The 12,778-nt window shown below is 67.9% G+C and carries 12 protein-coding genes and 1 pseudogene; 10 read left to right on the plus strand and 3 right to left on the minus strand.

What is annotated here, in order from left to right:
- Positions 1 to 89: 89 nt before the first annotated feature.
- Positions 90 to 194, plus strand: a pseudogene (gene rpmE, locus G6N31_RS24150) (50S ribosomal protein L31); the annotation flags it as partial.
- Complete coding sequence (locus tag G6N31_RS24155) at positions 191 to 499, plus strand: WhiB family transcriptional regulator (RefSeq protein WP_234815434.1); 309 nt, start codon at positions 191 to 193, stop codon at positions 497 to 499. The pseudogene rpmE and the gene G6N31_RS24155, both read left to right, overlap by 4 nt.
- Here G6N31_RS24155 and aztA read toward each other — a convergent pair.
- Entirely contained in the window at positions 466 to 1,191 is a 726-nt protein-coding gene (aztA, locus tag G6N31_RS24160) for a zinc ABC transporter ATP-binding protein AztA (protein ID WP_098005005.1), read from the minus strand. The two genes, G6N31_RS24155 and aztA, sit on opposite strands and share 34 nt — an antisense overlap.
- A 20-nt stretch (positions 1,192 to 1,211) precedes the next feature.
- On the opposite strand from aztA, the gene aztB reads away from it, so the two are divergent.
- The 7 genes from aztB to G6N31_RS24195 all read left to right on the plus strand — a co-directional run bounded on the left by aztB (position 1,212) and on the right by G6N31_RS24195 (position 9,206).
- The gene (gene aztB, locus G6N31_RS24165) at positions 1,212 to 3,212 is read left to right on the plus strand and encodes a zinc ABC transporter permease AztB (RefSeq protein WP_098005048.1); all 2,001 of its coding nucleotides are present in this window, start codon (positions 1,212 to 1,214) and stop codon (positions 3,210 to 3,212) included.
- The gene (gene aztC, locus G6N31_RS24170) at positions 3,209 to 4,117 is read left to right on the plus strand and encodes a zinc ABC transporter substrate-binding protein AztC (RefSeq protein WP_234815433.1); all 909 of its coding nucleotides are present in this window, start codon (positions 3,209 to 3,211) and stop codon (positions 4,115 to 4,117) included. Before aztB ends, aztC begins: the two co-directional genes overlap by 4 nt.
- A 31-nt stretch (positions 4,118 to 4,148) precedes the next feature.
- Positions 4,149 to 5,345 carry a zinc metallochaperone AztD gene (aztD, locus tag G6N31_RS24175; protein ID WP_098005004.1) on the plus strand — a complete coding sequence of 399 codons (1,197 nt, stop codon included), beginning with the start codon at positions 4,149 to 4,151 and terminating at the stop codon, positions 5,343 to 5,345.
- Positions 5,346 to 5,517: 172 nt separating this feature from the next.
- Complete coding sequence (locus G6N31_RS24180; RefSeq protein WP_234815435.1) at positions 5,518 to 6,447, plus strand: metal ABC transporter solute-binding protein, Zn/Mn family; 930 nt, start codon at positions 5,518 to 5,520, stop codon at positions 6,445 to 6,447.
- Positions 6,434 to 7,207: a metal ABC transporter ATP-binding protein gene (locus tag G6N31_RS24185; protein ID WP_098005002.1), complete on the plus strand. Its 774-nt coding sequence runs from the start codon at positions 6,434 to 6,436 to the stop codon at positions 7,205 to 7,207. The genes G6N31_RS24180 and G6N31_RS24185 overlap by 14 nt, the downstream gene beginning before the upstream one ends.
- Entirely contained in the window at positions 7,204 to 8,067 is an 864-nt protein-coding gene (locus G6N31_RS24190; RefSeq protein ID WP_098005001.1) for a metal ABC transporter permease, read from the plus strand. Before G6N31_RS24185 ends, G6N31_RS24190 begins: the two co-directional genes overlap by 4 nt.
- A gap of 44 nt (positions 8,068 to 8,111) precedes the next feature.
- The gene (locus G6N31_RS24195; protein WP_098005000.1) at positions 8,112 to 9,206 is read left to right on the plus strand and encodes an Rv3575c family transcriptional regulator; all 1,095 of its coding nucleotides are present in this window, start codon (positions 8,112 to 8,114) and stop codon (positions 9,204 to 9,206) included.
- A gap of 17 nt (positions 9,207 to 9,223) precedes the next feature.
- Here G6N31_RS24195 and kstR read toward each other — a convergent pair whose 3' ends face one another.
- The gene (gene kstR / locus G6N31_RS24200; protein WP_098004999.1) at positions 9,224 to 9,928 is read right to left on the minus strand and encodes a cholesterol catabolism transcriptional regulator KstR; all 705 of its coding nucleotides are present in this window, start codon (positions 9,926 to 9,928) and stop codon (positions 9,224 to 9,226) included.
- Between the two features lie 135 nt (positions 9,929 to 10,063).
- Here kstR and G6N31_RS24205 point away from each other — a divergent pair, with 135 nt between their 5' ends.
- The gene (locus G6N31_RS24205; protein ID WP_098004998.1) at positions 10,064 to 12,187 is read left to right on the plus strand and encodes an acyl-CoA dehydrogenase family protein; all 2,124 of its coding nucleotides are present in this window, start codon (positions 10,064 to 10,066) and stop codon (positions 12,185 to 12,187) included.
- On the opposite strand, the gene G6N31_RS24210 is transcribed toward G6N31_RS24205, so the two are convergent.
- The gene (locus G6N31_RS24210; RefSeq protein WP_098004997.1) at positions 12,188 to 12,763 is read right to left on the minus strand and encodes a hypothetical protein; all 576 of its coding nucleotides are present in this window, start codon (positions 12,761 to 12,763) and stop codon (positions 12,188 to 12,190) included.
- Between the last annotated feature and the right edge of the window lie 15 nt (positions 12,764 to 12,778).

A 12,778-nucleotide genomic window follows, 5' to 3' on the forward strand; every position in this document is an offset into this window, starting at 1 on the left:
ATGCGCCGGTCTTGCCACCGGCTGGCGCGATCCGGTACTAATGGAAACGATTTTCAATAACGAACAGCGGAGGCGAGATGAAACCGGGGATGCACCCGTTCTGGACCGGCAGCCGGCGGATCGTCGACGCCGCGGGGCAGGTCGAGAAGTTTCGCCGCCGCTTTGGGTCGCGGACCTCCGGTAACGACCAGTGACCCGCTTAGAATTGTCCGCACACGCAGAGACGTGGCGTTGGCGACGACATGCGCGCTGTGCAAGCCTGCCCACCGATCTGTTCTTCGTATCCGAACAACACCGCGGCGCGGGCAGGCGGGCGTGCGAAGAACGCGCCAAACAGATCTGCCTGGCCTGTGGCGTCCGGCGCCAGTGTCTGGAGCATGCGCTGGAAACGGCGGAACCCCACGGAATCTGGGGCGCGACGACCCCGGCTGAACGAGCCCGGATGGCACTCAGAAACTGTACCGGTCACGCGGAGGTTCGATCTGCGTCCCCGACGTGACCCGCATTCGGGGAATTGTCCGAGGGCCGAAGCACTCGGTCATTGCCGAGTTCGTCGAGGTCGTGACGGCAGTCCGCCGCGTCGATGACAAGCGCGTCGTGTGTGGCAGCGACGACCGTCGCGCCGCCGTCGGTCAGACGCCGCAGAATCGTCCTCACCCGTGTCGCCGATGCGACGTCGAGGCCGGTGGTGGGTTCATCCAGCAGCAGCAGCGGGGCCTGCTGCGCGAAAGTCTGCGCCAGCAGCACGCGTTGGCGCTGACCGCCCGACAACTCGCCCAGGGTGTGGTTGCGCAGCGTGTCAAGATCCAGCGCCGACAGCCAGTGGTCGACGACATCGCGGTCGGCACTTCGGGGCCGGTGCCACAGGCCGAGCTGTCGCCAGCGTCCCATCATCACCGCCTCACCAGCGGTGATGGGAAAGCTGTCGGTCACCGCACTGCGCTGCACGGCGAACGCGATGTTGCGGGTACCGACCTCGACGAGCCCGCGCTGGGGCCGAAGCACTCCCGCGAGCAACGCGAGCAGCGTCGATTTGCCGGAGCCGTTCGATCCTGCGAGCACGTGGAATCGCCCGGGGGACAGGGCGACTGTGAGGTCGCGGAAGACCGGCGTCTGCGGATAGCTGAAATCCACACCGCGCGCGACTAGCGGAGCCGTGACCGGGGCCAGCTTGTTGAAAATGGTTTTCATTACTGATAGAAGTGTACGTCATGACCCTTGACTGGTGGACGGCGCCGTTCGAGGCGGAGGTGGTCACCAGGGCACTCGTCGCCGGCGTCGTCGCCGCGTGCCTGTGCGCGCTGGTGGGCTGCTGGATCGTGCTGCGTGGCAGTGTGTTCCTCGGCGAGGCGATGACGCACGGCATGTTGCCGGGTGTCGCCGTCGCGGCTCTGCTGGGTGTCAGCCTGATGGTCGGCGGGATGATCGCGGCATTGGCCATGGCCGTCGGTATCGCGGCCATCGGGCGTTCGTCGAAGCTGTCCTCGGATACCAGCATTGGGCTGCTGCTGGTGGGCATGCTCGCCCTGGGGGTCATCATCGTCTCGCGTTCGCAGGGCTTCGCGGTCGATCTCACCGGATTCCTGTTCGGCGATGTATTCGCCGTGAGGGCAGCAGATTTGGTTGTGCTGGCCGGAGCCCTGGCGGTTACCGCAGCGGCTGCGGCTCTCGGCCACCGTGCGTTTGTCGCGGTCACCTTCGACCCGCGCAAAGCCACCACTCTCGGACTCCGTCCGCAGCTGGCCATTTCCGCGCTGACGGTGCTGATGGCCGTGGCCATGGTGGCTTCGTTTCACGTCGTCGGGACTCTGCTGGTGCTGGGACTACTGGTCGCGCCACCGGCGACTGCCCTGGCCTGGGCTCGATCGATTCCGACGGTGATGGTGCTCGCCGCGATGATCGGTTCGGCTGCTGTTTACCTGGGCCTCCTGCTCTCGTGGCACGCCGGGACCGCGGGTGGTGCGACCATCGCGGGAGTCGCGGTCCTGATCTTCTTCGTCTCGACGCTGGTCCGGCAGCTCGCCAACGCAACGATGCTCAAACGCACTGCAGTGGCCGCGCTTTCGCTCGGCGTCGCAGTGGGATGTGCCAGCGACGGTGCCTCTTCGCCCCCGGTGCAGTCGCTCGGCGCGGGCGAAGATGAGGTCGTGGTAGAAGGCGCCCGGGAGCTCGACGGTGCGCTGACGAGGCTGGTGCTGGTCGACCCGGAAACCGGGGACACCGCAGTCTACGATGCGATCGACGAAGCCGAGACGCGCGTCGGCTCGTTCGGGGCCGTGGACGAGATCGCCGGTGACGGCCGATTCGCCTATCTTCGCACGGGCCAGAGCACGACCATCATCGACGCCGGCGCTTGGACGTTCGACCACGGCGATCACTATCACTACTTCGCGAGCGACATCGGCGAAGTCGGCAGACTCGACGCCGCAGTCACCTCGGTGGGCGCGAGCAACTCCACTGTGGTCGTCGAAACCGACGGCGGTGCAGTGCGATTGCTCGACCGGGAGGAACTGGGTCGCCGCTCGGTCGAAGCCCCGGTCGGCCTGAACATCGGCGACGACGTCGTTGCCGCGGTTCCGTACGGGACCCGGGTTGTCACGGTGGCCCGGACGGGTCGCTTGCAGGTCGTCGATGGCAGCGGCGCAACGGATCTCGCTGGTGATTGTCCCGACCCATCCTGGTCGAGGCCGACGCGGCGTGCCGTGGTGTTCGGCTGCGGCACCGGAGCGGTGCGGATAACCGGTGGGGCCGGAGATCTCACGGTGACGGCGATGCCGTTCCCGCCGGATGCCCCGCCGGAGCGGCCACAACGGATACAGCACCGGGATCGCGCAGACGTGTTCGCCGGTGTGTCCGACGGAACGGTCTGGGTGCTCGACAGTCGGCAGCGCGCGTGGACGGTCATCCCGGCGCCCGGCGCGGTAGCGGCCAACACGGGCGGTGACGGAACCGTCCTGGTGCTACACCGCGACGGCACGTTGAGCTTGTTCGACGTCGATTCCCGTACCGAGACGGCGCGGGTGCCTCTGTTCCCCGGCGCCGTTCCTGCCGCGGGGCCGCAGCCGGTGGTCGACATCGACTCTGACCGGGCCTATGTGAACAACGCCGCCGAACAGGTCGTCTACGAGGTGGACTATGCGGACGGACTACGCATCGCACGCACCCTGCACACCGAGGTCGCGCCAGGACTGATGGTGGAGACGGGACGGTGAATCGTTCGCCGCAGGTCTGGATCGTCGCGCTGATCGCTGGGTTGGTCACCGCATGTGGCGGCAACACCGGTGCCGGTACGGAGATCATCGTCACCACCAACATCCTCGGTGACGTCGTTCGCAACATCGTCGGCGACGCTGCGTCCGTACGCGTCCTGATGCAGCCGAACGCCGATCCGCACTCGTTCGGCCTCTCCGCGCAGGACGCTGCAGCGATGTCGGAGGCGGGGCTGATCATCTCCAATGGTCTGGGTCTGGAGGAGAACATCGCCCGCAACGTGCAAAGCGCGGCAGCTCAGGGTGTTCCGACGCTGGCCGTCGGCGCGCACATCGACCCGATCCAGTACGCGGAGGGCGGCACCGCCGGTGCGCCGGATCCGCACTTCTGGACCGACCCGCACCGGATGATCACCGCCGTCGATGTCATCGAGGAGGCGATCCTGCGCGACGTCGGAGGTGTCGACGCGGGAGATGTGACTTCGCACGCCGACGCCTACCGCAAGCAGCTCGACGAACTCGGCCGATCCATGGCGGCAGGCTTCGACACGATCCCCGCCGAGCGGCGCAAGCTGGTGACCAATCACCACGTACTCGGTTATCTGGCGCAGCGATTCGATTTCACCGTGATCGGTGCGATCGTTCCCAGCGGTACCACGCTGGCCGCGCCGAGCCCCTCTGACTTGCAGTCCTTGGTGGGGGCCATCAGGTCGGCGCGCGTCCCCGCGATCTTTGTCGACTCCTCGCAGCCCGAGCGCCTGGCGCGGGTGCTTGCCGACGACGCGGGCATCGATGTCCGCATCGTCGCGCTCTACAGCGAATCGCTCGGTCCACCGGGCACGCCGGGCGCGACGTATCTGGACATGATGCGCGCGAACACCGACGCCATAGTCAGCGGTCTGCGATGAGCGCAGACAGCAGCTTCGGAAGGGAGCAACCATGAAAAGTACGCGGTGGCTGTACCGCGTCGGAGCACTGTCGTGCACCGCCGCACTCCTGGTGGCGTGCGGGGGCGACAACGAGACCGCCGACGGCACCGGTCCGGCGACCGAGACCCCCGCCGAGGGGGTCAGCTTCGAGGAGCCCCTGGTGGTCACATACGACGGCGGTCTGTATGTCCTGGATGGTGCGACCCTCGAAGTGCGGGAGGATATTCCCCTCGACGGATTTCTGCGGGTCAACCCGGCAGGTGACGAGTCGCATGTGCTGGTCACCACCGACGAGGGCTTCCGAATCCTGGATGCCGGCAAGGGCCAGTTGACCGACGACACGTTCCCCGCGGCTGAGGCCGGTCACGTGGTCGCGCACGGTGAACGCACGGTGTTGTTCGCCGACGGCAGCGGCGAGATCACCGCGTTCGACCCACACGATCTGGGTGACGGCATGCCCGAGACCGAGAAGTTCACCACGCCGCAGCCCCACCACGGTGTCGCCGTGGTCCTGTCCGACGGCACGCTGGTGCACAGCCTCGGTGATCCCGAGAGCCGTACGGGCGCGGTTGCGCTGCAGGGAGACCGCGAGATCGCTCGCAACGACGACTGTCCCGGACTGCATGGTGAAACAGTGGTCGCGGACGAAGCGGTCGTCCTCGGCTGCGAGAACGGAGCACTCATCTACGCGGGTGGACAGTTCACCAAAGTGCCCAGCCCCACACCCTACGGCCGCATCGGAAACATCAAGGGACATAGTGATTCTCCGGTGGCTTTGGGGGATATGAAGATCGACGAGGACGCTGAACTGGAACGTCCAGAGCAGTTCTCGCTGATCGACACGACCACCGACACGCTGAACATCGTCGACCTGCCCGCGTCGGTGAGCTACTCGTTCCGGTCGCTGGCCCGCGGTCCGCAGGCGGAGGCCCTGATCCTGGGGACAGACGGCAGGCTCTACGTGTTCGACCCGGTGACCGGAGACACGATCAAAACCGTCGATGTCACCGGCCCGTGGACCGAACCGGACGACTGGCAGGACCCTCGCCCGACCGCGTTCAGCCGTGACGACGCGGTCTATGTGGCGGATCCGGCCACCAGGCAGATTCACCTGGTCGACGTGCAGGCCGGGACGGTCACCGCGTCGGCGACGCTGGAGCAGACCCCCAACGAGGTCAGCGGCGCAGTCGGACATCACCACCACTGAGCGCTGAATGTGGGACGGTCGTCCGGTTCGGTCCACGGGCGGAGGACGTGACGCATCAAGCGACACGAGATGTGCTCAAGCTATTGCAAACGGTTATCGTTATCGGGTGATCTCCGCTCGTGTACGACTCCGTCGGCTCGCCGCCGGTGCACTGCTCACCCTCCCGTTCGCACTGTCCGCATGCTCGGCGGCCGACGAGGGCGCCACCTCGGCACCTCCGCCAACGAGCAGCGACTGTCCGGCGGCACCGGTCAAGGTCGTCGTGAGCGTCGACCAGTGGGGCGACATCGTCTCCCAGCTGGGCGGCCAGTGCGCGACGGTGACCACGATCGTCGCCAGTTCGTCGGTGGACCCCCATGACTTCGAACCCGCGCCCCGCGATGCCGCGCTGTTCGAAGCAGCGCAACTGGTCGTCCTCAACGGCGGCCATTACGACGAGTGGGCGGTGAAGCTGGCGGCCACGTCGGCCCCTGATGCGCCCGTGGTCAACGCGCTGGAAGCCAGTGGCCTCGGTGACCAGGACCACGGCCATGAGCATGGCCCCGACGATGGCCACGACCACGCCGGGGACACCAACCCCCACGTCTGGTACGACCCGGGTGCCGTGACCGCCGTCGCGGACAACGTCACCGCAGAGCTGAAACGACTCTCGCCGGAGGCGGCGGACTACTTCGGCGAACGCCGGTCCGCATTCGCGGCCTCGCTGACGTCGTATGACGAGCAGATCGCCTCGATCAAGGCAGGCGCATCCGGAAAGACCTATGCTGCCACGGAGAGCGTGTTCGACGACATGGCGGCTGCGGTCGGTCTGCAGAACCGGACGCCCGAGGGCTATCAGGCGGCGTCGGCCAACGAGACAGAACCATCGCCCGCCGATCTCGACGCGTTCCTGCGACTGCTCGGGGACAGGGGTGTCGATGTGTTGATCTACAACACTCAGACCGAAGGCTCGGTGCCGGAACAGATCCGCAGTGCCGCTGAGGATGCGGGGGTTCCGGTGGTCGAGGTCACCGAAACGCTTCCCCCCGATGCCGAATCGTTCCAGACGTGGCAGATGAGCCAACTCAGATCGCTCGCCGGGGCGTTGGGTGTCTCAGACTGAGACAGCCCTGGCGTTCAATGACGTCAGCGTTGTCCGCGGCGGCCGCACCGTATGGTCGGAAGCGACATTCGACATCCCCGCCGGCGCGGTGGTCGCCGTCATCGGAACGAACGGCTCCGGCAAAACCACCCTGCTTCAGGTCGTCCTCGGTCTGATGCCGTGTGCCACCGGCCGTGTGGAGGTGTTCGGTCAGCCGCCCGGCACGGCCAACGACCAGATCGGCTACGTCCCGCAGAACTACGCGGCTACCGTCGGCGAGGCGATTCGGGCGCGCGACGCGGTGATGCTCGGTCTGAACGGCCACCGCTGGGGCTTCGGCCGCACGTCGCGGGCCGACCGCCGGCGCGTCGACGAGGCGCTCGAAGCCGTCGCCGCCACCGCGTTCGCCGACCGGCGCCTGTCGCAGTTGTCGGGCGGTCAGCGTCAGCGGGTGGCCCTCGCCGAGGCGCTGGTCGGCCACCCGCGGATGGTGATCCTCGATGAGCCCTTGGCGTCCCTGGACCTCAAGAGCCAGCAGGAACTGGTCAGCCTGGTGCAACGGGTCAACCGTGACTTCGACGTCACCGTCCTGCTCGTCGCCCACGACCTGAACCCGCTTCTGCCGATCTTGACCGGGGCGGTCTACCTGCTCGACGGGCATGCCCACTATGACTCGGTGGAGGGTGTTGTGGACGCCACCCTGCTCACCCACCTGTACGGCACACAGGTCGATGTCGTTCACACGCCGCAGGGTGAGCTGTACGTTCGGCGGTCCTCATGACGACGACGCTCGTAGCTCTGGGCTACCAGGAGAACTGGTGGCAGATTCTCTCGTCGAGCTTCATGCGCAACGCGTTGATCGGCGGCACCATCGTCGCGGTGGCCGCCGGACTGATCGGCTACTTCGTGGTGGTCCGCAGCACCTCGTTCGCCGCGCACGCACTCGCCCACATCGGACTGCCCGGCGCCACCGGTGCCGTGCTGGTCGGCATGCCGGTCGCGATCGGGTTGGGCATCTTCTGCGTCGGCGGCGCCCTGGTCATAGGTGCCCTCGGACGCCGCGCCGGGGACCGAGAGGTCGCCACCGGCACCGTGCTGGCGATGGCCACGGCACTGGGCCTCTTGTTCAACTCCCTGGCCACGCGTAGTTCCAGCACGATGACCAACATCCTGTTCGGGAACCTGCTCGCGATCACCGACGAACAAATCGTGTCGTTTACGGTGTTGCTTGCCGTGCTGGCCGTGAGCATCGCCGTGATCTACCGACCGCTGCTCTTCACGTCGGTCAACGCTCAAGTCGCCGAGGCGCGCGGCGTCCCGGTGCGGGGACTGTCCATCATCTTCATGGTCCTGTTGGGCCTCACGGTCACGATGGCCGTGCAGGCGGTCGGCACCCTACTGCTCTTCGCGCTGGTGGTCACGCCCGCTGCAGCGGCGATCATGCTGACTCCGCGCCCGGCGCTGGCCATCGCGGTCTCGACGGCGATCAGCCTGCTCGCAGTGTGGCTGGGGCTGGCGTTGTCGGCAATCTTCAACGCACCGCCCAGTTTCGTCATCGTCACCATCGCATGCGGCGTGTGGGCTGTGGTGTGGGTCCTCCGCCGTGAGCGGTCATCCGCCGATCGGGTGTTGACGGCGTAGACCGCAACCCACACTGCCGACGGTGTGCGCTAGCCTCCGGGAGCATGCCCAGGAGTCCCACGCCGCGCCGGCGGGCCACCTTGGCTTCGTTGGCCGCCGAGCTCAAGATCTCGCGGACCACGGTCTCCAACGCCTACAACCGCCCCGACCAGCTGTCGGCGGAGTTGCGCGAGCGGGTGCTCTCGACGGCCAAGCGGCTCGGCTACCCCGGCCCCGACCCGGTGGCGCGCTCGCTGCGGACCCGCAGAGCCGGGGCGGTCGGCCTGCTGACCACCGAGCCGTTGAACTACAGCTTCAGTGACCCGGCAGCGTTGGATTTCGTTGCAGGACTGGCCGAATCGTGCGAGGCGGCCGGGCAGGGCCTACTCCTGGTCGCGGTCGGACCGAACCGCAGCGTCAGCGAGGGCTCGGCGGCGGTGCTGGCCGCCGGCGTCGACGGATTCGTCGTCTACTCGGCCTCCGACGACGACCCCTACCTGCCCTCGGTATTGCAGCGTCAGCTGCCGGTGGTCGTGGTCGACCAACCCAAGGGCGTCGCGGGCGCGTCGTGGGTGGGTATCGACGACCGAGCCGCGATGCGCGCTCTGGCGGAGTACGTGATCGAGCTGGGGCATCGTGAGATCGCGCTGCTGACAATGCGATTGGATCGCGCTCGGCCACCGGGCGGCCCCGGCCCGGCGCTGGCCGACACCGGCCGGCTGCGCAATCCCGCGTTCGGGGTGCAGGCCGAACGGATCGGTGGGGTGTGCGACGCGATGGCCGCCGCGGGTCTGGATCCGGGTGCGCTGACCATCGTCGAGAGCTACGACCACGGGCCGGCCTCCGGCGGCGCCGCGGCAGAGGTCGCGCTGCGGTCCAACGCGAACCTGACGGCGTTGATGTGCACCGCCGACGTACTGGCGCTCTCGGCGATGGACCACCTGCGGGCACGCGGCATCTACGTGCCGGGCCAGATGACCGTCACCGGATTCGACGGCGTGCCGGAGGCGTTGCGCCGCGGCCTGACGACGGTCGTGCAGCCCAGTGTCGACAAGGGCAGACGGGCAGGCGAACTGCTGCACCTACGGTCGGGAGTCCCGGTCGTCGAGGTGTTGACCACCGAAGTGGTGCGCGGCCGGACTGCAGGTCCGCCGGCCTAGCGGGCAGCTGCGCACCGTCAGATCTTGGGCTGCTCGCCGTCTCCGATGAGCAGGCGCACGGCCAGGTCGAGCCGCTTGGCGACGTCGGTGGCCGACGCCCGGCGGGTCAGCCAGGCCAGTAGATTGCTCAGCCAGACATCGGAGATCACCCGGGCGATGTGGTACTGGTCCTCCGTCGGCTCGCCATCGCTCATCGCGCGCGCGAACATCGAGTCCATCAGCTTGCCGACATGGTCGACCTCGCCGGCCGCCGATGCGTCGGCGAACACGAACGCGCGCGTCATCGCCTCGGTCAGCAGCGGGTTGCGCTGCATCGCGCGGTTGAGTTTGCCGACCATGATGTTGAGCCGCTGATAGGCGGTGGCGCCGGCCGGGAATGCCGACCGGTCGGTCTTGGCGTCGATACGTTCGAACTCCCGTCCGAGCGCGGAGACCAGCAGGTGAACCTTGGACGGGAAATAGCGGTACAGGGTGCCGACCGCGACATCGGCGCGTTCGGCCACCGCGCGCATCTGAACCGCCTCGTAGCCACCCTTGGAGGCGATCGCCAGCGTGGCGTCCAGGATGCGCTTGCGGCGCTCCCGCTGCGCTTCCGAACCCAACTCCGACTCGGCCAGCACCGCGACGTTCATCACCTGCCGTGGCCGCGAGTCGGACTCGGAGCCGGCGGACTCGCGCGCAGGCGTCGGCGACACCTTCGCTGACTCAGACGTCCCGGACATGCGACCTGCGGCTCCTCACTCGATTCGCGGCGTGCGCTGCTGCAACGGCGGTCGACTTGACTGTCGAGCGCTGGCACTATTAGAACACGTTCTAGTGAGAAGCACCGTCTTCTCCCCCAAACGCTAGGAGTCACGGTGTCGGTATCTTCCTCGGCGAGCATCACCGACGAACAGGCCGCGGCGCGTGAACTGGTCCGGAGCTGGGCAAGCGGTTCGGGCGGCATCGAGGCGGCCCGCGAGGTCGAGCAGGGCAGCCCCGATGCGTGGCGCAGTTCATACCGCGGTCTGGCCGAACTCGGGATTTTCGGTGTCGCGCTCCCGGAGCAACTCGGCGGTGCCGACGGCTCGATCGGCGACCTGTGCGCCATGGTCGACGAAGCGGCCGCGGCACTGGCGCCGGGGCCGGTGGCCACGACGGCGCTGGCCACCCTGGTGCTGGGCGACGCCGACCCTGAGCTCGTCGGGGCGCTGGTTGCCGGTGAGCGCACCGCCGGGATGACGTTGACAGCTGAGCTCGACTGCGTCGACGGCCGGGTGTCGGGAACCGCGCCGTACGTACTCGGCGCGGACGCGACCGCCGTGCTGCTGATGCCCGCCGGCGACCGCTGGGTGCTGGTCGACGCGAATGCCGACGGGGTGACCGTCGAAGCACTGACGGCGACCGACTTCTCCCGGCCGCTGGCAAAGGTGACCTTCGACGGCGCCGCCGCCGCGGTGATCGACGTGTCTGCTCAGCGCATCGTCGACCTGGCGGTGACGCTGATGGCCGCCGAGGCGGCCGGCCTGGCGCGCCGGCTGTTGCAGACCGCCACCGACTACGCGAAGGTGCGCGAACAGTTCGGCAAGCCGATCGGTAGCTTCCAAGCCATCAAGCACATGTGCGCGGAGATGCTGCTGCGCTCCGAACAGGCCTCGGTCGCCGCTGCCGACGCGGCCACCGCCGCCGCGGGCGACGATGCCGACCAGCTGTCCATCGCCGCCGCGCTGGCCGCTTCCGTGGGCATCGAGGCCGCGAAGGCCAACGCCAAGGACTGCATTCAGGTGCTCGGTGGAATCGGCATCACTTGGGAACACGACGCGCACCTGTACCTGCGGCGTGCCTACGGCATCGCGCAGTTCCTCGGCGGTCGGTCCCGGTGGCTGCGCCGGGTGGTGCAGTTGACCCAGCAGGGTGTGCGCCGCGAGTTGCACATCGACCTCGATTCGGTGGCCGACCTGCGGCCCGAGATCGCGGCGGCGGTGGCCGAGGTGGTGGCCGCGCCGCAGGACCAGCGGCAGGTCGCGCTGGCCGAGACGGGTCTGCTGGCACCGCACTGGCCGCGCCCATACGGCCGGGCGGCCGGGCCGGCCGAGCAACTGCTGATCGACCAGGAACTGGCCGCTGCCGACGTGACCCGGCCCGATCTGGTCATCGGCTGGTGGGCGGTGCCGACGATTCTCGAGCACGGCAGCGCTGAGCAGGTCGAGAAGTTCGTGCCGGCGACCCTGCGCGGCGAGCTGAGATGGTGCCAGCTGTTCAGCGAACCGGGCGCCGGCTCGGATCTCGCGGCATTGCGCACCAAGGCCGTTCGTGTGGATGGGGGCTTCAAGCTCACCGGCCAGAAGGTGTGGACCTCAGCCGCACAGCAGGCGCACTGGGGCGTGTGCCTGGCCAGGACGGACCCAAGCGCTCCAAAACATAAGGGCATCACGTATTTCCTGATCGACATGCGGTCACCGGGCATCGTGATCCGGCCGCTGCGCGAGATCACCGGCGACGAACTGTTCAACGAGGTGTTCTTCGACGACGTCTTCGTGCCGGACGAGATGGTGGTCGGCCAGGTCAATGACGGGTGGCGGCTGGCGCGCACCACGCTGGCCAACGAGCGCGTCGCGATGGCCAACGGCACCGCGCTGGGCAACCCGATGGAGGAGCTTCTGCATGTGGTCGCCGACGCGGGAATCGATGCGGCGCAACAGGATCGCCTCGGCACGCTGATCGGGCTGGCGCAGGTGGGCTCGCTGCTGGATCAGCGCATCGCGCAGCTGGCCGTCGAGGGGCAGGATCCGGGAGCGCAAGCCAGCGCCCGCAAGCTGATCGGCGTGCGGTACCGCCAGGGTCTGGCCGAGTTCCGGATGGACCTGTCCGACGGGGCCGGTGTGGTGGTCAACCAACAGGTGCACGACTTCCTCAACACCCGCTGCCTGACGATCGCCGGCGGCACCGAGCAGATTCTGCTCACCATGGCGGGGGAGCGGTTGCTGGGCCTGCCGCGCTAGCTAGAAGCGTGTCTGCGCGCAGGCGGTCGGGGTGGTCAGGTTCACCCCGCCGTAGACCACCTGGATCTGCGAGCAGGCCAGGAAGTCGGCCTCGGTGGCGGGGAGGCCGGTGGCCCACACGGTCGGCATCGAGTCGCCGTCGACCCGGAACCGTTCCAGTGGTCCGCCGCCGAAGTACGTCACCGAGATCTCGACGTTGTTGAGTGCCTTGTACATCTTCGACAGCACGTTGTTGTGGTTGGCGCCCTTGAGTTCTCGCGGTACCCCGGCCGGGGCGCTGTACCAGGCCTCCTGCCATACGCTGCGCTCGTCGCTACGCAGTGTGATGGTCTGGCGCGCCCAGGTGTCCTGCGGGAATCCGATCGGTCCGGTCGGCGTCAGCAGGTTCGCTGCGGTGTCGAAGTAGCACTTGTTCTCGGCCGGCACACAGTTGGCGTTGACGTGCATCTCGATCGAGGTCGCGCCGTCGACCGGGATCGAGGTGACCGCCGAATTGGACGCCGCCCCGGCCGATGCGGGCTGGGCCAGCGCCATCGTCAACAGGGCGGCGGCACCTGCCGCTGCGAGCCGCTTCATCGTCAAGAAGGTAGT

It is taken from the genome of Mycolicibacterium duvalii, assembly GCF_010726645.1.
Taxonomy (GTDB): domain Bacteria; phylum Actinomycetota; class Actinomycetes; order Mycobacteriales; family Mycobacteriaceae; genus Mycobacterium; species Mycobacterium duvalii.